We start from the raw sequence: 22,706 nt of genomic DNA, 5'->3' as shown, positions 1-22,706 counted from the left end.
CAGAGAACTCAGCTGAAGAAAGCGTTTTCCAAATATTCTGTCTCAACAACCGATCCATCCTCTGTTATCAAAGCAGCTGCATCAAATCTTGGCTGCAGGGAAGTGTGATTCCGCGCCAAATACTCTTTTGCAGTTAAAACAATTTTCCGCCGTTTCGCAGAGGTAATAGCTTCAAATGGATGAACTAAACTTCCCTTCTGCCTGGTTTTTACCTCCACAAATACAATATATTGACTGTTCTGAGCGATGATGTCGATTTCACCGAATCGAGAATGATAATTTTTCTGTAGAATGGAATAGCCCTTCTGTTCCAGAAATTTTGCCACTTCTTCTTCTCCAAGCTTTCCGGAACTATTGTCCATGTTTATCACTTCTCCGACAAATTTTTTAAAAACGATTTCCGGTGTTCCGGCAGGACTCCATATCGTTTTATGGCTGCATAATGTACTTTTGTGCCATATCCCTTATGTTTTTCAAATCCGTATTCGGGATAACGACGCCCCAATTCCCTCAGAATTCTGTCTCTGCTCACTTTGGCAAGGATAGATGCGGCAGCAATACTTGCGCTTTTACCATCGCCCTGAACAATGGTCTCTCCCGGCAATGATAGTGGAGGCATTCTGTTTCCGTCTACCATCACCCAGTCTGGAGAAGGCTCAATTTTTTGTAAAGCACGCTTCATCGCCAGAAAGGTAGCGTTGAGAATATTGAATTCATCAATTTCAGCGGCATCGGCATAACCGATTCCGTAGGCTGTTGCCTTTTCGAGAATCACATCAAAAAGCATTTCCCGTTTCTTCTCTGATATTTTTTTCGAGTCGTTTAATCCGTCAATATGACATTCAGGCGGCAAAACTACTGCTGCCGCATACACAGGCCCTGCCAACGGGCCGCGGCCCGCTTCGTCGACCCCGCAGATTCGTTGGAAGCCCCGATCCATTGCAAGACGTTCATAAAAAAACCAATCAGTATTCAAATTGCTTTTCGGCGCCATAAAAAAAGCTGGTCCTTTCTATCAAAATCAGCGGACTTAAGGCTTCTGAACAGAATGAAGCTCGGAAAAGATGGCACAATCGTTTGTTCACCGCCGTAAAGCTTCAGGACTTGTCACAGCTTATGGCTTGTTCCAATGTCATTCTGCCGAGCTTGCCGCTGCGGTATTCATCCAGCACTGTTATGGCGGCCCGTTCAGTATCGACTTCTCCTCCAGAAATCAGCATACCGCGTTTTCTGCCAATACGTTCCAAAATTTCATAACCCGGCAGGTTGCTTTCCTGCATCAGATCAACTTTATATCTGTAAGGGATCGCCTGAGGGTACAACGTAGAGAGTAATTCCAGCAACCGGCAGGCAAGCCCTTCCATATCCAAGATCTCATCACGGACCGCACCGGTAAAGGCCAAATGCTCTCCAACAATTGGGTCTTCGAATTTGGGCCAGAGCACACCAGGTGTATCCAGCAGTTCGAATCCCTTCCCAACAGTAAACCATCTGTTCTCTCTGGTTACCCCGGGCTTATCACGCACTTCCGCCTTTCCTGCGCCGCTCCCTGCAAGCATCCGGTTGATGAAGGAGGACTTCCCCACGTTGGGAATACCCAGTACCATGATACGGATTGGACGCCCCCGCATCCCTTTTCTTTCCCAGGCAGCTATCTGCTCCTTCAAAACTTCCCGGGCTGCCTGAAAGAAAGCAGACATTCCCTTCCCTGTTTTACTATCCAGGGCAATGGCCACAGTTCCCTCTTCCCGATAGCGGGAAATCCAACGGTTTGTCTGTACAGGATCAGCCATGTCACTCTTGTTTAACAGCACAATTTTCGGTTTTGATTTGATAATATTTCGAAGCACTGGATTAGAACTGCTCTGGGGAATTCGAGCATCCACCAATTCAGCTATCAACTCAACCAGTTTCAGATCTTCTGTAATTTTTCGGCGGGTTTTCGCCATATGTCCCGGAAACCACTGCACCGCTTGTATATCGCTCAATTCTCAATGCCGCCTTTCTTAGGATACAGGTCCCATATTGGAGAATGGGTATAAATTAAAGAATACTTTTCCCAACACATTGCGGCAGTCTACCATACCCACTTCCTTAAAACGGCTGTCGGTTGAATTGGTACGGTTATCCCCCATCACAAAAACGCAGCCTTCCGGAACTGTCTGAGGAAACTCCAGCATCTGTCCTGGATAATCCGGCACTTCCGTAATACCAGGTTCGACTCCATATTTTGTTTCATCCACAGGGACTCCATCAATCGTGACTTCGCGAAGTTCGCGATCGAAGTCCACCGTTTGCCCTTCCGTGGCAATGACGCGTTTGATAATGGGTTCTTCTAAAGCGTGTACTATGATTACAATATCTCCCTGAGCCAGCTTTCCAGCCTGCCCGCTGACCAAAACCCGATCCCCATTATGATAGGTAGGCATCATAGAACGTCCGTCCACCGTGATTATCCGAACAATAAAAGTGAAAATAACGGCGATCAAAACCACAGCGAACACAATTTCTTCTACCCATTCCAACACGGATTTTACCGTCTTATCAGGATATGACTTTTGTTCGCTGATACTTTCCTTTTCTATATCCATTTAACGATACCGCCTCGATCTTTCCTTGGAACTTAATTTGCCGGACCAATTTTGGAAAAGGGGAAAATATTAAAAACAGCCTTTCCAAGAATATTGCGTTCATCAATCATCCCGACTATTTTATAGCGGCTGTCCTCTGATACCGCACGGTTATCTCCCAAAACAAAAACGCAGCCTTCCGGAACTGTCTGCGGGAATTCTAAAATTTCAAAGGAAGTATAAGGAAGATCGGTCATCCCATTGGAAAGTCCGAATTCTGTCTCATCAACCGGTTGTCCGTTCACCAAAACAGCTTTACTTTCCGGATCAAAGTCTACCGTTTGCCCTTCCGTGGCAATAACGCGCTTGATAATGGGTTCCTCAAGTACGTTGATAATGACTACAACATCGCCCTGGCCGATTTGAAAGGGATTGCTCACCACGAGAACACGGTCGCCGTCATTATAATTGGGTATCATAGAGGTGCCGGTGACAGTAATAATGCGGAAGAGAAAGGTGAAAACCACAGCAATCAATACGACAGCAATCACAAGTTCTTCGATCCATTCCAAAATAATTCTGGAGCCCTTTCCCGGACCGCTTTGGGCACAGCTCTCCACTGTTTCCACATTCATAAGACGTTTCTCCAAACTGAAAAATAATAGCAAAAAAGGGACAAAACTTGTCCCTTTTGAAAAACTTTTGTATCCAGCCCTTACCGAAGCTGTTCTTTAACCTTTGCCGCTTTACCGACCCTGTCACGCAGATAATACAATTTCGCTCTGCGAACCCGGCCCATACGTACCACTTCAACTGCTTTTACATTAGGCGAATGGAGCGGGAATACTCGCTCGACTCCAACACCATAAGAAACGCGGCGAACAGTAAAGGTTTCACTGATTCCGCTGCCTTTCTTGGCTATGACAGTGCCTTCAAACTGCTGAATTCTTTCTCTTTCACCTTCACGGATGTTAACACTCACCCTGACCGTATCGCCTACAGAAAACTGAGGGATTTCTGTTTTCAAAGAGTCCTGTGAAATCATTTTCAATGCATCCATTTGATATTCCTCCAAAATTTTTATTCAGACATTCTTGTCTCTTCGAGACAGCGGACTGCCCGCTTCATTGCGCGATGCGCGTTGACTCCCACAGGCAAGCAATCTGAGAAAGACCTGCGGATTTCAAATGCTTTAATATTTTAGCATAACACCTGTCTCAATGCAAGCTTTTTTTACAGAAATTCCGTATGATCTTTTGTCAGCAAACCATTTCTAGTTACCGAAGCATAAGGTGTGATGCCTTTATATTTTTTTAAAGCTTCCAGCAGCAAATTGGGATTGATACTGCCTTCAGTACTGCAGGGCAGGCAAAGTGTGAGCTTTACCGTCTGCGAACCGGTGATATCCATAGTCACTGCGTTTAAGAAAGGTTTTATTTCAAACTCTTTCGCTCCCTTTTTCGCATGCTTCATAACGGTTATCTGTTCCTGCGCCAACAGCTCGGCCAGATCGTCAGCTATTTCCCTGCTGTCCTCTGCTTCCAGTTCCACAGTATAATCGGCAAATTGAATCTCGTTAAAAGTCATGACCGGATCGGACGCACGATATACTTGAAGCCCCATAGGAAGATGACGGTTCATCCTTTCCGTGACGTTACTGTAGGAGACTTCCTCTGTTAGACGAATATCCATACATTCCTGTTCCCCGCTGACTCCCAAAGAGAGAGGCATGGCGAAAGTCATATGGATTCGCGGGTTAAATCCCTCTGTATACCAGACAGGAAGACGCGCCATTTTCAGCACATACCCCATACACCTGGCTAAATCCAGATGCGATATATATTTTGCCGGCCCGTCTTTTTTAAACCAGATCCTAACGTTTTTCAACACAAAGTCCTCCGCCGTAGCAGGCCGCTCCGCAGCCCGCGCATTTTTCTCTGCAGTTTGGGGTAGTCTCCCCGCGGTATGCTCTGCGACATTCCTCTATCAAGAATTCTTTCCGGATGCCATAGTCCAGATGGTCCCAGGGGAATATTTCGTCAAACTCGCGATGCCTGTTTGCGTAAAATGCGGGATCAACCTCTAAATCTTGAAAAACAGACATCCACTGTTCAAAATTAAAACAGATATCCCAGCCGTCAAAATGGATTCCCCGTTCTACGGCAAGCTCCAATACCGGGGCAAGCCTTCGGTCGCCGCGGGCAAAAACAGCTTCTAGAAAACTAGTCTGCGCCCCGTGATAATTGACAGTCAATCTTTTCGAGGGAATATTTCCTTTTAGAACCCGTTGCTTATCGTGCAATGTTTCCATAGTGTCCTGTCCAAACCACTGAAACGGCGTGAATGGCTTGGGAACAAAGGCGGCCGCGCTTAGGGTAACTTCAACACCCTTTCCCTTTGACCTGTTTGGATTGTTGTAAAAGACGTCTACCACTTTTTTGCCCAATGTCAAAATGGCTTGAACATCCTCAGGCGTCTCTGTCGGCAGACCGATCATGAAATAAAGTTTAATCCTATTCCAGCCTTCGGTAAAAGCCACATTGACAGTATGAAGCAACTGCTCCTCCTCCACGTTTTTATTGATGACGTCCCGCATACGTTGGGAACCAGCTTCAGGCGCAAAAGTCAGACCGCTTTTTCGAACGGAGTTAATTCGTTCCATCAGTTCCGGAGAAAACCCGTCCACTCTCAGCGAGGGGAGGGAAACACTTACTTTCTCTTTTTCAGTCCAGGTGTGGAGCCGGTCCAATAGTTCATTTAGCTGGCTGTAGTCACTGGTGCTCAAGGAGGAGAGAGAAATTTCATCGTATCCGGTCGACGCGCAGAGCGCTTGACATTGGGCGTCTATGACATCAATACTTTTTTCCCGGAACGGACGATATAGGAAGCCGGCCTGGCAGAACCGGCATCCACGGATACAGCCGCGCAGAACTTCTTCAGAAACCCGGTTGTGCACCACATCGATCAGCGGCACCACAAAAGTACTGGGATAATAAGCCTTGTCCATCTCCCTGATCACACATTTTTTTACTCTTTCCGGCGCTCCGTTTTTAGGAACGCAGGCCTTAATTGTCCCGTCATCCTGATAGCTTACCTCATAAAGGGAAGGAACATAAACGCCTTCAATCTGTGCGGCTAATTCCAAAAATTCCTGCCTGCTCTTTTGTTCCGCCTTACAGCGCCGGTAGAGTTCCATCACGGCAACATCCACCTCTTCCCCGTCACCCAGAAAGAAGAGGTCAAAAAAATCGGCCAGAGGCTCTGGATTACAGACGCAGGGGCCTCCGCCCACTACTATATGAAACAAACCAGTCCGCTCGCTACTTTTCAAGGGGATTCCAGCCAGTTTCAGCATATTGAGCACATTGGTGTAGCTCAGCTCATATTGAAGCGTGAATCCGATAAAATCAAAATCCCGCACTGGATCGCCGCTTTCCAACGCATACAGCGGAAGACCCTGCTCTATCATCAGGGCTTCCATATCAATCCAAGGGGCAAAGACACGTTCGCACCAGAAGTACGGCACCTCATTAATTGCTCCATAGAGTATCTTAAGCCCTAAATGCGACATACCAATTTCGTAGGTATCGGGAAAACAAAAAGCAAAGCGTACATCCACTTCTTCTTTTTTCTTTATGATGGAATTCATTTCACCGCCCACATAGCGCCCGGGCTTTTGGACTTTCAGCAGTAATTTTTCTACTTCTTTAGAATACATAATTGACTCTCCGTTATTTTGTCCCAGTATAACGGAATCCCGGTCAACGCCGGGATTCCCACTTTCTTGTTTTGTAATTATACCTTTTTTCTAGGATATTTGCAACTTTTCTTCAAAGAGGCAAAAAATTACGGCCTAATACCAGATAAAGCATCAAATATATGCTGAGAGCTAAAAGAGAAAAATTATACCTTGTTTGAAGCAAAATCAAAAACCCAAGGATAGACAAGGGAAGCAGTAAAGTAATTGATAAGACCAGACATATTTTGTCCGCTTTTCCTGCCGCAATTTTACCGCGTAGGAACGCGTGGACAGCTAATCCCCCATCCAAGGGCTCAATTGGCAGCAGATGCAGGATGCCCAATGCCAGATTGCTTTGGATTGCAATTTGATTCTCGGGGTTCAAAACAAAAAAAACAGAGGCAAGAGCCAGATTACCAAGCGGACCTGCCAGGGATATGACTGCATTCTGCCTATAGCTTAGTCTATGTTTCTCGGAAAGAATCATACGACAACCAAATCCAGAAAAAACAACCTTTACCGGAAGGGCATGAAAAATAGCCATGGCAGCCAGATGCGCGGATTCATGCAGACAGACAGACATAAAAAGGAAAGCGCCGCCTTCGATGCCGGTCACCACACAGCAAAACGCAAGCAGCGCAAAGAAGGAAAAATGAAATTGGCAGCGGCGGATTGAAATACTCCTCATCAGATTTTGTCCAGATCGGCGTTTGGCTGAACAGTATTTGAGCTTTCCGCTGAAGGGAGAAAACTTTCGGAGGCCTCCCGTCTTTCTGGGAGTTTAGGAAGTTCTATTTCCTCTTCTGCTGCTTTCTGATAGAATCCGGTCACAGACTGATATCTTTCCTGATCCGTATATTTTAGAAACAAGAGTGCTAGTAAGATAAGGACACAGACCGCCGTTTGTACCAGTGGAACAATGCTGTGGCCTGACCGAACCGATTCGTTCTGCAGTTCTTCCTCATTCTCTTCCTGCTCCCCTATCTCTTCAATTTCCTGAAGGCGTTCCCGGTCCTGCATTGCTAGAGAATAATGCAGAGCAATCCGTTGCAGCCGTCATTGATAATGCGCTCTATGGTTTCCCGTACTTTTTCCCTGGCGTCGTTGGGCATACGGTAGAGCTTATTATGCATTCCCTCATTGACCAGAGAATGCAGGGATTTGCCAAAAATGTTTGATTCCCAAATTTTTACTGGATTTTCTTCAAATTCCTTCAGCAGATAGAGGACCAATTCCTCAGATTGCTGTTCGGATCCCACAATAGGTGTAATTTCTGTAAAAATTTGAGTTTTCATCATATGTATGGAAGGCGCGGTGGCCTTCAGCCGGATTCCGTATTTCCCGTTCTGTTTCAGAATTTGAGGTTCTTCCAGAGTCAGTTCTTCCACCTCAGGCATCACAATCCCATAACCGGTTTCCTGCACATCTTCGTAAGCCTGCTGAAGCTTTTGGAATTTCTTTTTTATTTCTGTCATCTCAATAAGCTGTGTCAGAAGTTCAGATTCACTGTCAATTTGAAGCTCTGTTTTTTCACTCAAAATTTTATAGAAGAGCGATTGATCAAACAGCAGCTCCGCACGGCTTTTTCCGCTTCCCAAATTAATGTTTTCCACATTGATGCTCTTGATAAATTCACAGTTTTTGATTCCCTCCAACATGCTTTTTACTTCGCACATTTTTGAGATGTCAAAGGATGCGCGTACGGAATCCAAAACGTTTGACAGTAGCCAGTGGCTGTTTTCCAGGGATGTCACCCATCCCGGAAGATCCAACTCTACTTCACGAACGGGAAATTGATATAATAGACTGGCAATAATTTCTTTGATTCCCTGCTCTGTAATGTCAATGCAGTTGACCGGGATTACTGGAACTTCATATTTTTGAGAGAGCCTTCCTGCAAGTGCGGTGGATTCCGGAGCTTTCGGTTCAATGCAGTTGAGGAGGATCACATAAGGACGAGATGTCTCGTTCAGTTCATTGATCACTCTTTCTTCTGCCTCTTCGTATTCTTCTCTGGGAATATCGCTGATGCTGCCGTCGGTCGTAATCACCAGTCCGATGGTCGAATGCTCCGTAATTACTTTTTTGGTTCCGATTTCGGCTGCCATATTAAAAGGGATCGGCTCATCATACCATGGGGTGCGTACCATTCGGGGCTGATCCTGCTCGATATAACCAATGGCGCTGGGCACAATATACCCTACACAATCGATCATTCTCACATGGAAGGAGGCGTCTTCATCTATCTGTACGGCCACCGCCTGTTCCGGAATAAATTTAGGCTCCGTTGTCATTATTGTTCTTCCGGCAGAGGATTGGGGAAGTTCGTCGATGGCCCGTTCCTTCTGCATGCCATCCGGAATATTGGGAATGACCACAGTGTCCATAAATTTTTTGATAAAGGTGGATTTTCCTGTCCGTACCGGTCCTACCACACCAATATAGATTTCTCCGTTTGTGCGGTTTTGAATATCCCGATATACATTAAATTCTTCCATAATCGTACTCCTCTAAGTATATAGATTCCTGTCATCGGCTGCAGATGAGAATTGGTCCTGATTGGGGAACCGTCTCATCATACAATTCATTTTGAGAACGAATATCTGAAAGCAGCGCACGGTGGCTCTTGGCAATATCCCAAAGGTTTTCCCCTTGCTCCGCATAATAGACGAGCAGCTTTGAACCCTTTTCGAACGCTTTGCCATTTTCATCTGTTATGGCTGATGTAAGATATTTTACAGAAGCCTTGCTGTAAAGAAGAGAGGTTACAAAGGTTTCTGTAGAAACTTCTACTGTGTTTTTATCTGTAATCCGGTACTCCCAAATATCGGTTAAAAAGCTGGTATCGCTCTTCTTTGCCTGTTCGCTCTCCAACTCACATGAAAAATTGTAATCAAAAGTTTTTTCTGTATATAAAATTTTCCCTTGAGCATTCATATACAGGATACAAATTGAGTAACGAACCCGATAATTGATTTTTCCCTTCTCACAGTAAGATTGAACATCGTCCTGCTCACTCCAAAGGTCGATCACTTTTTGAATTTCATCTTCATTTACTGTAATCGCACATTTTTTCTTTAGAATTTCAGAATGTATGCCATGTATTTCTGTAAAGGAGGACTGGGAGTAATGCAAATCTAGGGGTGCCGCAATGGAATAAGCATCGTCGATAATTTCCACTTCACATTCCTGATAAAGAAATGCAACCAGGAAGACCTTGATCAGAACATTTACTCCAGTATATTCCCCTACATTATCTTCTTTCGGCTGAATGCTGCTTTCTCCCGGTATGACTTTTACATCGCATACACATCCTTCTGAGGCGCCCAGACAATCAATCACCTGATTAAAATCGATACTGGCCGTCATCTTTTCAGTGGTACTTCCGTCAACAGAAGAGAGATAAAGAAATGTAACGTTGGCGGTCCCGTTTACTGTCAGGCGTTCCTCTGCCGTCTTAAATTCACTTACCCTGCAGGAGATTTCTTTGCGAAGGATGCTTTCAATAGGAGGCTTTCCGTTCTTAAGGGGCAGATAATCCTCTATTGTAAATTGATGGCTGACCGCATTGACGGCCTGCGCCGCTTTAATGGTTTGGCTCCTTTTTTCTATGGTACTATCTTCGATTTCAGAAGTGATAAGCTCCTTTTTCTGCACAACGGCAAGAACCTGAAGAGAAACGGCGATATGTAAATCTATTCTTCTGGCGCTTACCGCCCGGCAGGTCAAATGTTCCGCAGCAGCCTTAATACATGCCACCGCTTTTTCTTCTGAGGACTTAATTTTAATGGAAGCAGAAAACTCTTTGGTAAAATCGCAGCAGCGAATGCAGCCGCCTTTGGCGTCCAGATACATTACCCGAATATCGCAGACGCCGTCGCAGGTCAGCGTATCCTCTGAGATCAAATAGGAAGAGATCTCCGGTAGTACCCGGCACTTCAATATTTTCTGGATGTCTGCACAATAATCGGGCAAGTTGTATTCGGTATCTATCGGCACTTCATAGCTGCCGTCAAATACGGGGTCAAAATATTCATATGGCTCGGTCTTTATTTTTGCCTGCATACGGTATCCTCTCCTTTTCTTTTCTACCCCATATGTATGCAGGGACAACAGAAATATTCAAAAAAGCAGGGTGCCTGCCGGAAAACTCCGGCAGGCACCCTGTACTTTAAGTAAATTTACTGTTCGGCCTGCTGCTTCTTAATACCGAATACTTTACGAAGCACAAACCCCATAAAGCCTTTGCTTTGCAGGACAACCACTTTCATCACATGAACCTCCGATTTAATGACGTAATAACGAAACGCCAAGGGCCACCATAATCACCGCAGAAAGAAACAGCGTCAGCCCAACCGGACAGAAACAGGAAAGAGACATACCAAGCCCAAAGCAAACGGCACACATACACCTGCTTTGATAATTTTTAAAGCAAGAAAAATTGCAGTTTGGTTTAATCATGTGGAACATCTCCGTTTCCTGTCTGACGGCTTCGCTCGTTTATTCCAGTATATACAGGAGATGTAAAAATTGTTACGGTTCGTAAAGGGTTACCAAAGCAGTACCGGTATGTACCCGTATTTCCGCCAAATCGGCGTTTACACGATTGCTTACACCCATCAGGGTACCGCCGCAGGTTAGTGTTTCATGGTTGAGCGGATATTCCAGCCCGTCATAGGAAACATTGCATGTGGCGCCGTTATACGGAAACACCGAAACCGTCGTTCCCTTCATTTGAGACAAACGCAAGCGACTGTCACGAATAACAAAAACCTTTGTATGCTCGTCGGCAAGGACGCCCTTTGCCCCATGATCAGTCAGAAACTGCAAAACTTCCAAGTTGGCGATGGAATGGTCAAAACGCTGGCCCCCCAGACAGCCCAGAAGAACAAAATCGCGAAACCCCTTTGTCAGGCCCTTCATCACGGCAAACATGGTATCTGTTACATCTTTTTCAACAGGTAGTGAAAGACATTTCATAGTCTTGGGCGGCATTTGAGAAGCCGAATCAAAATCCCCTACAACTAAATCTGGCTGGATGTCGAATGTAACAGCAGTTTCGTATCCTCCGTCTGCGCAGATGATGAAATAGTCAGCAGGTGGATATTCCAGAAAAATTTTTTTGCCAGGTATAGGAGAAGCCCCGATAATCATACATTTTTGTTTCTCTGCCATTGTTTTATATCCTTTACCTCTTGATACATCTCACGATAACTTTCAATCCTGGATGGACTGATTTTCCCTTCTGTCACAGCCTGCAACACTGCGCATCCCTTTTCACAAGTGTGTGAACAGGAGGTAAACTGACATTTTCCTAAAAAGGGGAGAAATTCACGAAACCCATAGACAAGCTGCTCTTTGTCGAACAAGTCATAGCGTTCCATATCGAAGGTGGAAAAACCAGGTGTGTCGGCGACATAACCTGCATTTCCGATGGGATACAGTTCCACCTCGCGGGTCGTATGCCTTCCGCGGCCCAGTTTATGACTTATTTCCCCCGTTTTAAGCGTCAGTTCAGGGAACAGTGCATTTAGAAGAGTGGACTTTCCCACACCGGAATTCCCAGTAAAAGCAGAAATTTTGCCTTCGAGCAATTGGCTTACTTTTTCCACACCTTCACCGGTTGCAGAAGACACCACGCAGCAGAGGAAACCTGCATTTCTATAAATGTTTTCCAAACCATCTGAAACCTGCAAATCAGTTTTCGTAAAAACTAAAACGGGTTCAATTTGCTTGGTCTCGGCTGCCGCTATCGTCTTATCAATCAAAAATTTATCAGGGGAAGGATCACACATCGAAGAAACTACAAACAACCTATCCAGGTTTGCCACCGGAGGCCGAACCAAGTGATTCTTTCTGGGCAAAATCTCGTCAATCGTCCCCGTCCCGTCTTCTGCAGCAGTTATTTCAACCTGATCGCCAGCTAATGGGGTAATTCGCTCTTTACGAAAGCGGCCTCTGGCCTTACAGGTGATTCTGCCTTCTTCCGTTTCAACGGAATAAAACCCACCAATCCCCTTGAGAATCAATCCAATCATTTTCATTTTATACCGTCCGGCTATTCTGCAATATCACTGCTGCTGTTCTCAGAGGACTCTGAGGAGGAGGAGTCCGGTTCATCACTGCCTCCGCTGGGCACATAGTCAAAACTTTTTGTCTCACGTACGTTGGAAGAGTCAAAATCAAAATCCAGGTATAGATAATTTTGCCCGTCCAATTCCACCACAACAGTTTCGACACCGCTTGTGCCGGTGAATTCCAGTGTATACGTACTGTCATAAGCCGGGTTAATTGTCTGCGTGTCCACCAGCGTTCCGCTTCTGTATACTTTCAGCAGGATGTCCTGGTCAACGCCGCTGGGCAAACCTACGTCGTATCTCAAAGTCTTTGGGGAATTTTTCCCGGAGCTTACCACAATGTCCACCACAGAACCTTCTGAAACAGAACTTCCCGGCGCGGGGTTCGTGCTCAGCACAATATTGGCAGCCTCCGTGCTGGAATCATCCTGTGTGACAGTTCCTATCTTGAGACCTGCATCCTCCAGCTTCGCCGTCACATTAAAGAGCAGCTCTCCCTTAAGATTATCCGGAATCGTAATTTTTTTCTTAGCGGGCCCGGTGCTTACGAAAAGTTTGACTTCTGAGCCGGCATCTACCGATTGGCCTGCCTGAGGGTCGCTTTTTACCACCTTGCCCACTTCTACATCGTCTGAAGGGACGCTCTCAATTTTATATTTCAAACCTACGTCGCTCAACAGTTTGATCGCATCTTCCTGCCGGTAATTTTCCAGTACAGGTACGTCTACTTTTTCGATCTTTCCGTTGATAGTCAATTCTACCTCGCGGCCCTTTTTTACCGTCATTCCACTGTTCGGGCTCTGTTTGAGTATTTCACCCGGCTGTTTGTCCGGATTATTGCCTTCTTTTAATTTAAAAGTAAAATTTTTCGTATATTCTTCGTTTCCAGCTACCTCTTCCGCATAAATCTTCCCCACAAAATCCGGCATGACGATCTGATCGTTTTCTTTAGAAGAATCTTTCCAGGTATTGAGCAAATAAACCGCGCCGACCGCCAAAAGGACTATGACAGCTGCGGCCAATACTCCTTTCACTACCATAGAACCCTTGGCACGCTTTCTCGAGCGAACCAACTCCTCCTCATACTCATAATTGTCATTATAGTTTGGGGTGAAACGGGAGTTATCATAGGCATCCATACTGCGAGAGGCATCATAATGAGCAGCTCCGGTCTGCAAATCATACTGAAACACCATGGAAGGGTTTCGCCGAAATTCTTCAATGTCATCCAGCATCTCCCCGGCAGATTGAAAACGATCCACCGGATTTTTCTCCATCGCCTTCATTGTAATCTGTTCCAAACCACGGGGAATGGAGGGGTTGACTTCTCTGGGCATTACCGGTTTGGCCTGCAGCTGCATCAATGCCACAGAAACAGCGTTGTCAGCTTCGAAGGGCAGCTTTCCGGTAATCATTTCATATAGCATCACGCCGACAGAATAGATATCGGCTTTATCGGTAATATAGTCGCCTCTTGCCTGCTCCGGTGCAATATAATGAACAGAACCTATGGCCTTATCAGTCATGGTCTGTGTTTCGCTCTGCAGGAATCTGGCGATCCCAAAATCAGCTACCTTGATGGTGCCATCCTGCAGCAGCATGATATTCTGCGGCTTTACGTCCCGGTGTATAATCCCCTTTTCATGGGCATGCTCCAACGCCATCAAAATCTGGACTGTAAAATGCAGCGCTTCATTCCAGCGGATTACCCCCTCCTGCTCGATATACTGCTTGAGAGTGATTCCGTCGATATATTCCATGACGATATACTGAATCTGATCTCCAAAACTCACATCGAAAACCCGAACGATATTGGGATGTGAAAGGACTGCGATAGCCTTGGATTCATTTCGAAAGCGGCGGAGAAAATCACTATTATTGGAAAATTCCTCCTTCAAAATTTTGATGGCCACCCACCTGTCCTCTACACGGTCATAGGCACGGTACACATACGCCATTCCCCCGACCCCTATGAGCTCATGGATTTCGTATCTGCCGTCCAGGCGTTTCCCAATGAATCTATCCATAATCAGTTACCCAAACCTTTCCGAAGTTTTTGTGGAATCAATCATTCCGAATGACCGCAACGGTGATATTGTCAGCCCCGCCGTTGCCTGCAGCATATTGGATCAGCTGCCTGGCTAACAGGCTGCCGTTGCTGCGGTAACGGTCGATATATTCCGCAATCAGATCATCTTCCATATAATTGCTCAAGCCGTCGGAACATGCTATGGCAATATCTCCCGGTGAAAAATTCACCTGACAATAATCGCCCTGAACTTCTTCATGAACTCCAAGAACTTTTGTGATGATGTTTCGTTTCGGGTGGACTCTTGCCTCCATCTGCGTAATTTGGCCTAAATTAACCAAATCCTGCACATAGGAATGATCCATGGTCAATTGGCAAAAGCCTTCTTCATTGCGCAAATAAGCCCTGCTGTCCCCCACATGCACCACATGCAGCAATCCCTTTGTGGCAATCATCAGCACAACGGTAGTACCCATTCCGAAGAGCTCTTCCTTCTCAAGAGAAAGCTGATGGACGGCATCGTTCGCCCGGTTGACCGCGTTGAGCATCATCGCCCGGATATTCTCTTTGGACATATTTTCATTGAATTCGGAAATGATGATTTCCCGGATCTTTTCCACTGCAACCGCACTGGCCACATTTCCCCCGTTCGCGCCCCCCATACCGTCACATACGATGCCCCAGGCGCTGTTCGGTGAAAACAGGCCGCATTCGCAGGTGTCCTGATTAGAGGCGCGTACGGGACCGATATCTGTACTGCAGTCAGCTTTCATGATTATGACCATCATCCTTTCTCCGGGCTGCGGCTTATCTTTCCTGACGCAGAGAATCCCTTTCGTTTCCAGTATACACAAAAACTGATTTCCTCTGCCGTCTGAAAATAAACTGCTGTTTGAAGAACTCAGTCTCCAAACATTCCCTCCTCATCGTGTTTTCGCTTTAATTGCCCGCAGGAAGCCTCAATATCGGCTCCTAATGTACGGCGAACCGTTGCAGTGATTCCCTGAGCCCCTAAAATAGAGATGAATCTTTTCTGCCGCTCCAGCCCGCTTCTCCGATAACCGGTACCTGTGACATCATTTACCGGGATCAAATTGACATGCGCTAAAATTCCCTTGAGCCGTACAGCCAACTCCCGGGCGCAGTTATCACTGTCATTGATGCCGTGAATCATTGCGTATTCAAAAGAAATCCGCCTGCCGGTACGGCCACTGTAGTATTTGCAGGCCTTTAGAAGCTCATCGATTCCCCATTTTTTATTTACCGGCATAGTCCGGCTTCTGATTTCATCATTGGGAGCATGAAGGGATACGGAAAGCGTCAGCTGCAGCCTGCGGTCTGCCAAATCATAAATTTTATCCACAATGCCGCAGGTGGACAAAGAAATATGGCGCATGCCAATATTCATTCCATCTGGGGAAGAAACCAGCTCTAAAAAACGAAGCACGTTGTCATAATTGTCAAGAGGCTCTCCCATTCCCATCAGCACAATATTGGAAACCCTTTCTCCGATATCGCGGGAAGCAGCCTGCACCTGTGCCAAAATTTCCGACGCTTCCAGATTGCGGGAAAACCCACTTTTCCCTGTAGCACAAAAAGTACAGTTCATTTTACACCCAACCTGGGTAGAAATGCAAACAGAAGTTCCATGGTGATAATTCATCAAAACGGATTCCACATGTTCTCCGTCATGAAGCCGGAAGAGATACTTTATCGTACCGTCTTTGGAAATCCGTTTGAGTTCGGTTTCAGCAGTATAAATGGCATATTTCTGTTCAAGAGAATAACGCAGTTCTTTGGAAAGATCCGTCATCTCCGAAAAGCTGCCGACGCCCCGATGCAGCCATTGAAAAACCTGTTTTGCCCGGTATTTCGGCAGCCCTGCCTCAGAAAACTCGGTATTCAATTCACTTAGAGTATGAGATTTGATGTCTGCCTTAATCAAAATAATATCTCCTGGTAAAACTTCTGCTACTTTTTTCGGAAAGCCGCGGCAAAGAAGCCATCGGAAGCGCCGGAAAAAGGCATCATGGTAAACATATGGTCAGCCTCTTTGCTCCGGCGCTGTATGGAAGCCGGCAGTTCTATTTTCATCGGAATAAATCCGTCGTTTTCTTTTAAAAAACGCTCTGCAACCAGATTGTTTTCCGCTGGATTCAAGGTACAAGTAGAATAAACCAGAACTCCACCTGACTTCACTACCTTGGATGCATTTTGCAGAATACCATATTGTATCGTTGGCAGTTCCGAGACGGAAGATACATCTTTGTAGCGAATTTCCGGTTTTCTGCGGATTACGCCGTATCCGGAGCAGGGAACGTCACAGAGCATTCTGTCTACAGGCTCCAGATCGGGAAAACCCAGCAGCGCGTCGTTTCGCCGCGCCGTTACGATATCCAAACCCAATCTCTGCGCTCCATCCCGAATCAAGCCTACTCTCCCTCGGTAGAGATCAAACGCAATCAACTTGCCTTTATTTTGCATCATCTCTGCGGCAGTAAAAGTTTTTCCGCCAGGAGCAGCACAGCAATCACACACTGTTTCACCCGGCTGTGGGTTCAGAATTTCACAGATGAGCTGAGCTGAGATATCCTGCACATGAAAGAGGCCCTGCTCAAATTGGGGCAGACTCTGAGGAGCGCCGCAATCAGAAAGAATCCCTGCACATTCTGGAAAACCGCAGGGTTTCAGGTCAATACCGCTATCGGAGAAACTGGACTGCAATTTCTGAAAGGAGGCTTTCAGTGGATTGCTGCGGATGTAGAGAGGCGCCCTTTCCAAAAAGGCCTTGAGTATTCTTTCTGTATCCTCGGCCCCATAAGCCTCCTGCCAGAAAGAGATCAGACTGGCTGGAACAGAATAGCGGACGCTGAGGCTGACGGGATCATTTCCCGTGGGCAATATAATTTCCTTTTTCCTGCGAAGCAATGTTCGGAGCACAGCATTGACAAAGCCGGCACTGGACGTTTTTCCCAGCTCTTTCACCGTTTCCACTGCTTCATTTACCACTGCCGAATCAGGAAGCTTGTCCAAAAACAAAATCTGATAGGCTGCGCAGCGCAGGGTCATTTCCACCGCTGCGTTCATTTTTTTCTCCGGAGCTTTCAAACAGTGCTGCAGATAGAAGTCCAGCGTGATCTTCTTTTCCAGCACCCCGTAAAAAAGGATGGACGTCAAGGCGCTGTCCCGGCGCTCCAATTGAAAAGCTTTCAGAACTTTATCGAGAACCAGGTTTGAGTAACCCTCGTTTTCTTCTACCTGCAACAGCGCTTGAACCGCTGCATTTCTGGCCGTATGCCTCATAAATTCCCTAATTCCTCAAATTTTGCCCCCTGGTGAAGGGGATGCCCCAGCAGATAGCTCCTGCTGTCCATTTTTTTGCTGTTTTCCGGCTGAAGCTGGGTCAAGAGAAGAGCTTCCTCCCCACCGCAGGCGACGGCCAGTTCTCCTAGAATATTACGAAGCTCTCCCGGAGCACCACCCCATCCGGGAATCCTTCTGGATGCATGCAACTTCATCTTTTTACCGTCTAATACTGCGTAAGCGCTGGGCCATGGATTCAGTCCACGGATGAAATTGTGCAATTTTTCCGCCGGCTGTTTCCAGTCAAGACAGGCCAAATCCTTGGAGAGCATGGGCGCCAAGGTGGCATCTTCTTCCTTCTGTGGAATTCGTATGAGAGTTCCCTCTTCCAATCGCCTCATTGTCTTCTGCAAAAGCTGCGCCCCTATCTCCTTCAGGCGGTCAAAGAGTTCGCCGGCTGTTTCTTCTTCGTCGAGCAGAACCTGCTCCTGAAGTAGAATATCCCCGGTATCAACGCCTTCTCCCATGAACATGGTAGTGACGCCGGAACACTTTTCTCCATTGAGCACAGCCCATTGAATGGGTGCAGCTCCACGATATTTGGGGAGCAAAGAGCCATGTACGTTGATACAGCCCAAACGCGGGAGCTCCAGAACCTCGAGGGGCAGAATCTTTCCATAGGCAACTACAATAATGACGTCCGGTCTCAGCGCCGCCAGATTGGAAACCGCATCCCCTGTTCGAAGCGTTTTTGGCTGAAATACGGGAATTCCATATTTCTGAGCCAATTCCTTCACCGGCGGAGCCTGCAAACGGTGTCCTCTCCCTTTGGGTTTATCTGGCTGGGTATATACGGCGCAAACCTCATAACCGTTATCCAGCAGAACCTGCAGGGAAGGCACGGCAAAATCCGGAGTCCCCATAAACAATACACGCATTGACATCAGTCCTCTTCGTATTCTCCTGTTTCCAATTCCTCCGGGGTGAGCATTCTGCTCACTTTAGCGGTGAAAAGAACGCCATGCAAATGGTCGATCTCATGGCAGAAAGCTCTGGCGCAAAGCCCCTCGCCCGTCCTTTCAAACCAGTTTCCCTGACGGTCCTGAGCGCGCACCGTAACCTTCATAGGCCGTTTCACCAAACCGTATTCACCAGGATAGGAAAGGCATCCTTCCGCCCCATTCTGTTCACCCTCTGTAGCGATAATCTCAGGGTTGACCAATTCGATGGGGCCGTCTCCGGCATCCACAACGCAAACCTGACGAAGAATCCCCACTTGAGGTGCAGCCAGTCCCGCTCCGTTGGCATCGGCCAGCGTCTCTTTCATATCTTCCAGAAGTTCGGCCAGTTTAGCGTCAAATTTTTCTACGGGCCGGCATTCCTTATTCAAAACATTATCACCGAACTGTACGATATTTCTAATCGCCATAATTATTGTCCTTTCTACAATAAAGATCAGCAGAACTCTTCAAACGACAGCTTATAAGATTGTGTATGGATTCGAATCTGCATAAGCGGTAACCTCTCGGAAATCACGCAGCTTTGCAAAGCTGCAAAGCAGTTGTGCCATCATCTCCCGAAACGTGGGAGAGTTTCGGCACTTAATAATCAGTTTGTAACGGTATTTTCCGCCCATTTTGGCTACAGCAGCCGGAGAGGGACGCAATACCCGCAGCGGCAGCTGTGAATAGGAAGTTCGGGCAAGTTCGCTAAGCATCCTCAAGAATTGCTCTGAAGCCTGTTTTACCAAGCCTTCCTTTCCTCCCACGAAACCAATTACCAGGAGATCCACAAAAGGCGGATACAGCAGGGCTTGACGGTAGGTTATCTCCCGCCGATAAAAACTGAAATAGTCCTGTTCTGCCGCCAACGCCAGTACCGGATTTTCAGGAGCGTAGGTTTGAATCAAAGCCGCGCCGGGATATCGGCCTCTGCCGGCCCTGCCAACCACCTGGGTGAGAAGATCAAAAGTTCTCTCATTGCTGCGGAAATCGTCGCTGTACAAGGCTTGATCTGCAGAAAGAACGCCAACCAGCGTGACGTTTTCAAAGTCCAGCCCTTTAGCCACCATCTGGGTGCCAACCATGACGTCATATTCTCCCTGAGCAAAACTTTCCAGCTTTTGATCCAGGGAGTGACGGGCTGAAACGGAATCCGTATCTACACGGAGTATCTTAGCCTGGGGAAGAATTTCCTGAAGTTGCTCTTCCGCCTGCTGGGTACCAGATCCGCGAAAACGAAGTGTCTCTCCGCCACAGGAAGGGCACCGGGAAGTATAAGGAATAGAATAGCCGCAATAGTGGCACATCAACCTCCTGTTGGCAGAATGATAAGTCAGGGAAATGCTGCAGTTGGGGCAGGTGACTACTTCATGACAGCTTCTGCAAGAGGCGAAAGTGTGGTATCCCCTGCGGTTGAGCAGGATGATGGATTGATGCCCCGCTTCATAATTGCCGCGTAGGGCCTGCGCAAGAGGAGAACTGATTCCCCCCTCTGTACCGTCGGGCGTCTCTTCGTTCATATCGATAAGTTCAACATTGGGGATTTGTGCCTCTCCAAAACGGGCTGTCAGCTGATGAAAGCGGTACTTTTTCTCCTGTGCCATCCGGCAGGATTCTACAGACGGCGTCGCAGAAGAAAGCAAACAGAGGGCTTTCGCCTTATAGCAGCGATACCTCGCCACTTCCCTCGCATCATACCGGGGACTGGACTCTGACTGATAAGTATGTTCTTGTTCTTCATCAATTACAATCAGCCCCAGATTTTGAACGGGCGCAAACACGGCGGACCGGGTTCCTACAACAATTTGCGCCTCTCCGCGATGAACCCGCTTCCATTCATCCAATCTTTCTCCCAAAGAGAGGCCGCTGTGGAAAACAGCGATCTCATCGCCAAAAAGTTGCTGAAATTGCCGGATCGTCTGCGTCGTCAGAGAGATTTCCGGGACCATTGCAATCACTGCTTTTCCCTGACTGCGCACGAATTGAATCAGTTTGAGAAATACGGAGGTTTTCCCGCTGCCGGTCACGCCGTACAACAAAGAACAACCGCCCGTCCGGCAGTCTGCAATAAGACTTTTCAAAACACGTTCCTGCTCTTCGGAAAGAGAAAACTCAGGTATGCTTTCCTTCCTCTCCTGAATATGGGGACGTCGGTAGATTTCGTATTCAAAGGTCTCCGCAGCGCCCTTGTCCACCAAAGCCTTAAGCACTGACGATGAAGCGCCGGTAAAATAGCAGAGTTCCTTTTCAGACGCTTCTCCTGCATCCAGGAGCACATTGTAAACATCCTTTTGACGCGGAGTAAGCTTGCCCATAAAACCAGAAACAGGACGCACCATCTTTGAAACGGCGTCCTTAATCCTACCGGAGGCTGTGTTGACCTTACATACAATTCCTTTTTCCAGCAGAGCTGCAAAATCCGGACAGCTTTCCGTTATTCCATTCTCCTTTGAAAGCTTTTCAAAAGGAACCGAACGGCCAGCTGTATGCAATTGCAGGAGGATACGCCACTGAATCTCTGTAAAACACTCCCGGTCGAAATTTTTAAAGCCAGCTTCCAGAACATAACTGTCTTTCAACCGGAATTGAAGCCCTGCAGGGATCATAAGACGTACGGCCTCAAATATGGTACAGTAGTACCGTTCATGCATCCAAAGCGCCAATTCCAGCATTTCCGGCGATACGACTGCCTCCCTGTCAAGCGCCGCCAAAACAGGCTTAACGCCCGGCGCCCCTGTACTGCCAATGGAAAAAACCATAGCTACGCGTTCCTTGTTTGCAGTACCAAAGGGCGCCATAACACGCATTCCGGGAACCACCACCTGTTCCAACTCGGCGGGCAGCGCATAAGTGAAAAGTCTGTCAAAATGATAGACAGTGTTCTCCACAGCGACCTGAACAAATAAAGGTCCCATTATTCCTCAAAGGAGTCCGGTTCCGTGATGATAAATTTGTCGCTTACAAAATCCTGTACAGCCAAATCAACCGGTTTGTCCATCAAGATTCGGCCTTCGTTTTCTGCCTCCTCCGCGATTTCTCTGGCACGTTTTGCCACGGCAATAACTAAGGAATAATAGCTTTTGTGCGGAGTTTTAATGATGTTTGCTGAAGGTTTAAGCATCTGAAAGCACCCTTTCTGTTACGTCTGTATTTCTGCTGTATTTCATTTTTTCCGCTTTGAGAATAGCCTGCAAGTCTGCCACAGCATCCTCAAGCTTATCGTTAAACACAATATAATCGTAATCCTTGGCGCAGGGAATTTCCATTCTCGCCGTTTCCAGCCTGCGCAGTATGGTGGGTTCATCCTCTGTGCCGCGGTTTCTCAGCCTTTTTTCCAACACCTTCATGGACGGTGGTAAAATGAAAACCGAGACGCAGTCAGGCATCAATTTTTTGATTTGGGCTCCGCCGTCTACTTCAATCTCTAAAACGACGTCAAAACCCTTTTGCGTCCACTCTTCCACAGGAGCTTTTGGCGTACCGTAAAAATTACCGCAGTATTCAGTATATTCCAGCATTTTTCCTGTCTTTATCAGATCCTGAAACTCTTCGTGACTGATAAAATAATACTGTTTTCCATTTTCTTCTCCCGGCCTCGGCTGACGCGTTGTAGCGGATACGGATAGCCTGAGATTTGCATCTTGAGCGAACAGCTCCTTGAGTATCGTCCCTTTTCCACCGCCAGACGGCGCGGAAATCACAATTAATAAGCCTTCAGGCATCCCCATTCTCCTCTCCGGAAGCATTATCTTCCTTCTCATTAAACCTGCCGGCAACCGTCTCGGGCAGAATTGCAGAAAGCACCACGCTGTCGCAGTCCGTAATGATGACAGCCTTAGTCCGTCTTCCAAACGTAGCGTCAATCAACGTCCCTTTTTCCTTGGCCTCCTGCACGATACGCTTTATGGGAGCGGATTCCGGACTGACTACTGCCACTACTTTGTCTGTGGAAACCATATTGCCAAATCCAATATTGATCAGTCTCAT

The 22,706-nt window shown here is 46.9% G+C and carries 23 protein-coding genes; all 23 read right to left on the bottom strand.

Annotated features, from left to right (window positions below):
* Nucleotides 1-8: 8 nt before the first annotated feature.
* The gene (locus BN3911_RS11760) at nucleotides 9-326 is read right to left on the bottom strand and encodes a YraN family protein (RefSeq protein WP_242871120.1); all 318 of its coding nucleotides are present in this window, start codon (nucleotides 324-326) and stop codon (nucleotides 9-11) included.
* 41 nt (nucleotides 327-367) lie between these two features.
* Nucleotides 368-994, bottom strand: a complete 627-nt coding sequence (locus BN3911_RS11755; RefSeq protein ID WP_066865863.1) for a ribonuclease HII — start codon at nucleotides 992-994, stop codon at nucleotides 368-370.
* 103 nt (nucleotides 995-1,097) lie between these two features.
* Complete coding sequence (gene ylqF / locus BN3911_RS11750) at nucleotides 1,098-1,988, bottom strand: ribosome biogenesis GTPase YlqF (RefSeq protein ID WP_066865860.1); 891 nt, start codon at nucleotides 1,986-1,988, stop codon at nucleotides 1,098-1,100.
* An 18-nt stretch (nucleotides 1,989-2,006) separates the two neighbouring features.
* A complete protein-coding gene (gene lepB / locus BN3911_RS11745) occupies nucleotides 2,007-2,591 on the bottom strand; it encodes a signal peptidase I (protein ID WP_066865857.1) in 585 nt (194 codons plus the stop codon).
* A 32-nt stretch (nucleotides 2,592-2,623) separates the two neighbouring features.
* The gene (gene lepB, locus BN3911_RS11740; protein ID WP_187127739.1) at nucleotides 2,624-3,142 is read right to left on the bottom strand and encodes a signal peptidase I; all 519 of its coding nucleotides are present in this window, start codon (nucleotides 3,140-3,142) and stop codon (nucleotides 2,624-2,626) included.
* 143 nt (nucleotides 3,143-3,285) lie between these two features.
* A complete protein-coding gene (rplS, locus tag BN3911_RS11735) occupies nucleotides 3,286-3,630 on the bottom strand; it encodes a 50S ribosomal protein L19 (RefSeq protein WP_066865851.1) in 345 nt (114 codons plus the stop codon).
* Between the two features lie 173 nt (nucleotides 3,631-3,803).
* Nucleotides 3,804-4,457 (bottom strand): TIGR03936 family radical SAM-associated protein, encoded by a 654-nt coding sequence (locus BN3911_RS11730; RefSeq protein ID WP_066865848.1) that lies wholly within the window; start codon nucleotides 4,455-4,457, stop codon nucleotides 3,804-3,806.
* A complete protein-coding gene (locus BN3911_RS11725) occupies nucleotides 4,444-6,288 on the bottom strand; it encodes a TIGR03960 family B12-binding radical SAM protein (RefSeq protein ID WP_066865844.1) in 1,845 nt (614 codons plus the stop codon). Before BN3911_RS11725 ends, BN3911_RS11730 begins: the two co-directional genes overlap by 14 nt.
* A gap of 112 nt (nucleotides 6,289-6,400) precedes the next feature.
* A complete protein-coding gene (locus BN3911_RS11720) occupies nucleotides 6,401-6,997 on the bottom strand; it encodes a zinc metalloprotease (RefSeq protein ID WP_147578591.1) in 597 nt (198 codons plus the stop codon).
* 334 nt (nucleotides 6,998-7,331) lie between these two features.
* Nucleotides 7,332-8,807 carry a stage IV sporulation protein A gene (spoIVA, locus tag BN3911_RS11710; RefSeq protein ID WP_066865836.1) on the bottom strand — a complete coding sequence of 492 codons (1,476 nt, stop codon included), beginning with the start codon at nucleotides 8,805-8,807 and terminating at the stop codon, nucleotides 7,332-7,334.
* Between the two features lie 31 nt (nucleotides 8,808-8,838).
* Nucleotides 8,839-10,374, bottom strand: coding sequence for a DUF3794 domain-containing protein (locus BN3911_RS11705; protein WP_066865833.1), 1,536 nt, complete (start codon nucleotides 10,372-10,374; stop codon nucleotides 8,839-8,841).
* 468 nt (nucleotides 10,375-10,842) lie between these two features.
* Nucleotides 10,843-11,484, bottom strand: coding sequence for a thiamine diphosphokinase (locus BN3911_RS11700; protein WP_066865830.1), 642 nt, complete (start codon nucleotides 11,482-11,484; stop codon nucleotides 10,843-10,845).
* Complete coding sequence (rsgA, locus tag BN3911_RS11695) at nucleotides 11,460-12,353, bottom strand: ribosome small subunit-dependent GTPase A (protein ID WP_187127738.1); 894 nt, start codon at nucleotides 12,351-12,353, stop codon at nucleotides 11,460-11,462. The genes BN3911_RS11700 and rsgA overlap by 25 nt, the downstream gene beginning before the upstream one ends.
* A gap of 14 nt (nucleotides 12,354-12,367) precedes the next feature.
* Entirely contained in the window at nucleotides 12,368-14,413 is a 2,046-nt protein-coding gene (gene pknB / locus BN3911_RS11690) for a Stk1 family PASTA domain-containing Ser/Thr kinase (RefSeq protein ID WP_066865827.1), read from the bottom strand.
* A gap of 37 nt (nucleotides 14,414-14,450) precedes the next feature.
* Nucleotides 14,451-15,203, bottom strand: coding sequence for a Stp1/IreP family PP2C-type Ser/Thr phosphatase (locus BN3911_RS11685; protein ID WP_147578590.1), 753 nt, complete (start codon nucleotides 15,201-15,203; stop codon nucleotides 14,451-14,453).
* 113 nt (nucleotides 15,204-15,316) lie between these two features.
* Nucleotides 15,317-16,360, bottom strand: a complete 1,044-nt coding sequence (gene rlmN / locus BN3911_RS11680) for a dual-specificity RNA methyltransferase RlmN (RefSeq protein ID WP_066865819.1) — start codon at nucleotides 16,358-16,360, stop codon at nucleotides 15,317-15,319.
* Nucleotides 16,361-16,386: 26 nt separating this feature from the next.
* Nucleotides 16,387-17,718, bottom strand: coding sequence for a 16S rRNA (cytosine(967)-C(5))-methyltransferase RsmB (gene rsmB / locus BN3911_RS11675; RefSeq protein WP_066865817.1), 1,332 nt, complete (start codon nucleotides 17,716-17,718; stop codon nucleotides 16,387-16,389).
* The gene (gene fmt / locus BN3911_RS11670) at nucleotides 17,715-18,656 is read right to left on the bottom strand and encodes a methionyl-tRNA formyltransferase (protein WP_066865813.1); all 942 of its coding nucleotides are present in this window, start codon (nucleotides 18,654-18,656) and stop codon (nucleotides 17,715-17,717) included. The genes rsmB and fmt overlap by 4 nt, the downstream gene beginning before the upstream one ends.
* Nucleotides 18,657-18,661: 5 nt before the next feature.
* Entirely contained in the window at nucleotides 18,662-19,147 is a 486-nt protein-coding gene (def, locus tag BN3911_RS11665) for a peptide deformylase (protein WP_066865810.1), read from the bottom strand.
* A gap of 51 nt (nucleotides 19,148-19,198) precedes the next feature.
* Entirely contained in the window at nucleotides 19,199-21,634 is a 2,436-nt protein-coding gene (priA, locus tag BN3911_RS11660; RefSeq protein WP_066865806.1) for a replication restart helicase PriA, read from the bottom strand.
* On the bottom strand, nucleotides 21,634-21,840 hold the full coding sequence (locus BN3911_RS11655) for a DNA-directed RNA polymerase subunit omega (RefSeq protein ID WP_066865803.1): 207 nt from the start codon (nucleotides 21,838-21,840) through the stop codon (nucleotides 21,634-21,636). The genes priA and BN3911_RS11655 overlap by 1 nt, the downstream gene beginning before the upstream one ends.
* Nucleotides 21,833-22,447, bottom strand: coding sequence for a guanylate kinase (gene gmk, locus BN3911_RS11650; RefSeq protein ID WP_462392231.1), 615 nt, complete (start codon nucleotides 22,445-22,447; stop codon nucleotides 21,833-21,835). The genes BN3911_RS11655 and gmk overlap by 8 nt, the downstream gene beginning before the upstream one ends.
* Nucleotides 22,434-22,706 (bottom strand): DUF370 domain-containing protein, encoded by a 273-nt coding sequence (locus BN3911_RS11645; protein ID WP_066865797.1) that lies wholly within the window; start codon nucleotides 22,704-22,706, stop codon nucleotides 22,434-22,436. The genes gmk and BN3911_RS11645 overlap by 14 nt, the downstream gene beginning before the upstream one ends.

Source organism: Neglectibacter timonensis (assembly GCF_900048895.1).
Lineage (GTDB): Bacteria > Bacillota > Clostridia > Oscillospirales > Acutalibacteraceae > Acutalibacter > Acutalibacter timonensis.
This window is presented reverse-complemented; position numbering and strand designations above follow the sequence as displayed.

What these genes read in the sequence shown, in the direction of transcription:
- BN3911_RS11755 (WP_066865863.1), bottom strand. Translation starts at nt 994, where the DNA reads ATGGCGCCGAAAAGCAATTTGAATACTGATTGGTTTTTTTATGAACGT.
- lepB (WP_066865857.1), bottom strand. Translation starts at nt 2,591, where the DNA reads ATGGATATAGAAAAGGAAAGTATCAGCGAACAAAAGTCATATCCTGAT.
- rplS (WP_066865851.1), bottom strand. Translation starts at nt 3,630, where the DNA reads ATGGATGCATTGAAAATGATTTCACAGGACTCTTTGAAAACAGAAATC.
- BN3911_RS11725 (WP_066865844.1), bottom strand. Translation starts at nt 6,288, where the DNA reads ATGTATTCTAAAGAAGTAGAAAAATTACTGCTGAAAGTCCAAAAGCCC.
- BN3911_RS11720 (WP_147578591.1), bottom strand. Translation starts at nt 6,997, where the DNA reads ATGAGGAGTATTTCAATCCGCCGCTGCCAATTTCATTTTTCCTTCTTT.
- spoIVA (WP_066865836.1), bottom strand. Translation starts at nt 8,807, where the DNA reads ATGGAAGAATTTAATGTATATCGGGATATTCAAAACCGCACAAACGGA.
- BN3911_RS11705 (WP_066865833.1), bottom strand. Translation starts at nt 10,374, where the DNA reads ATGCAGGCAAAAATAAAGACCGAGCCATATGAATATTTTGACCCCGTA.
- BN3911_RS11700 (WP_066865830.1), bottom strand. Translation starts at nt 11,484, where the DNA reads ATGGCAGAGAAACAAAAATGTATGATTATCGGGGCTTCTCCTATACCT.
- rsgA (WP_187127738.1), bottom strand. Translation starts at nt 12,353, where the DNA reads ATGAAAATGATTGGATTGATTCTCAAGGGGATTGGTGGGTTTTATTCC.
- pknB (WP_066865827.1), bottom strand. Translation starts at nt 14,413, where the DNA reads ATGGATAGATTCATTGGGAAACGCCTGGACGGCAGATACGAAATCCAT.
- BN3911_RS11685 (WP_147578590.1), bottom strand. Translation starts at nt 15,203, where the DNA reads ATGATGGTCATAATCATGAAAGCTGACTGCAGTACAGATATCGGTCCC.
- rsmB (WP_066865817.1), bottom strand. Translation starts at nt 17,718, where the DNA reads ATGAGGCATACGGCCAGAAATGCAGCGGTTCAAGCGCTGTTGCAGGTA.
- fmt (WP_066865813.1), bottom strand. Translation starts at nt 18,656, where the DNA reads ATGCGTGTATTGTTTATGGGGACTCCGGATTTTGCCGTGCCTTCCCTG.
- def (WP_066865810.1), bottom strand. Translation starts at nt 19,147, where the DNA reads ATGGCGATTAGAAATATCGTACAGTTCGGTGATAATGTTTTGAATAAG.
- priA (WP_066865806.1), bottom strand. Translation starts at nt 21,634, where the DNA reads ATGGGACCTTTATTTGTTCAGGTCGCTGTGGAGAACACTGTCTATCAT.
- BN3911_RS11655 (WP_066865803.1), bottom strand. Translation starts at nt 21,840, where the DNA reads ATGCTTAAACCTTCAGCAAACATCATTAAAACTCCGCACAAAAGCTAT.
- gmk (WP_462392231.1), bottom strand. Translation starts at nt 22,447, where the DNA reads ATGGGGATGCCTGAAGGCTTATTAATTGTGATTTCCGCGCCGTCTGGC.
- BN3911_RS11645 (WP_066865797.1), bottom strand. Translation starts at nt 22,706, where the DNA reads ATGAGACTGATCAATATTGGATTTGGCAATATGGTTTCCACAGACAAA.